At 48.7% G+C, this 489-nt stretch carries 1 tRNA gene and 1 rRNA gene; both read right to left on the bottom strand.

Annotated elements, in window-relative coordinates:
• Positions 1 to 89: ribosomal RNA gene (locus tag MKZ79_RS21175) — 23S ribosomal RNA — on the bottom strand; the annotation flags it as partial.
• Positions 90 to 315: 226 nt separating this feature from the next.
• Positions 316 to 391, bottom strand: a tRNA-Glu gene (locus MKZ79_RS21170).
• Positions 392 to 489: the final 98 nt, after the last annotated feature.

Genomic DNA, 489 nt, shown 5'->3' with positions numbered 1-489 from the left:
TCACCTTACCGACGCTTATCGCAGATTAGCACGCCCTTCATCGCCTCTGACTGCCAGGGCATCCACCGTGTACGCTTAGTCACTTAACCTCACAACCCACAAGCGTCCCGAAAGACACATGCTGTTGCAGGCATTGAGAGACTCGAACACATCGTTAATTTCATTCTTGTTTACGGAGAATGAAAACGACGTGTCGTTTCAATTTTCAGCTTGTTCCGGATTGTTAAAGAGCAAATATCGCAAACATGACTCGACCTTTAGGCCAGAATCAGTTTTGAGATACTGTTGATAATGTCTTTCACTCATTATCAGGTATGGCGTCCCCAAGGGGATTCGAACCCCTGTTACAGCCGTGAAAGGGCAGTGTCCTGGGCCTCTAGACGATGGGGACTCTGTACTGCTTGCTCGTTACTTCTATCAGACAATCTGTGTGAGCACTTCGCGGGAAGGTATCTTCAGGTAAGGAGGTGATCCAACCGCAGGTTCCCC

It is taken from the genome of Erwinia sp. CGal63 (assembly GCF_037026505.1).
In the GTDB taxonomy this organism is placed as follows: domain Bacteria; phylum Pseudomonadota; class Gammaproteobacteria; order Enterobacterales; family Enterobacteriaceae; genus Erwinia.
Note: the sequence above shows the minus strand (reverse complement) of the source record. Positions and strands in the feature narration are given on the sequence as shown.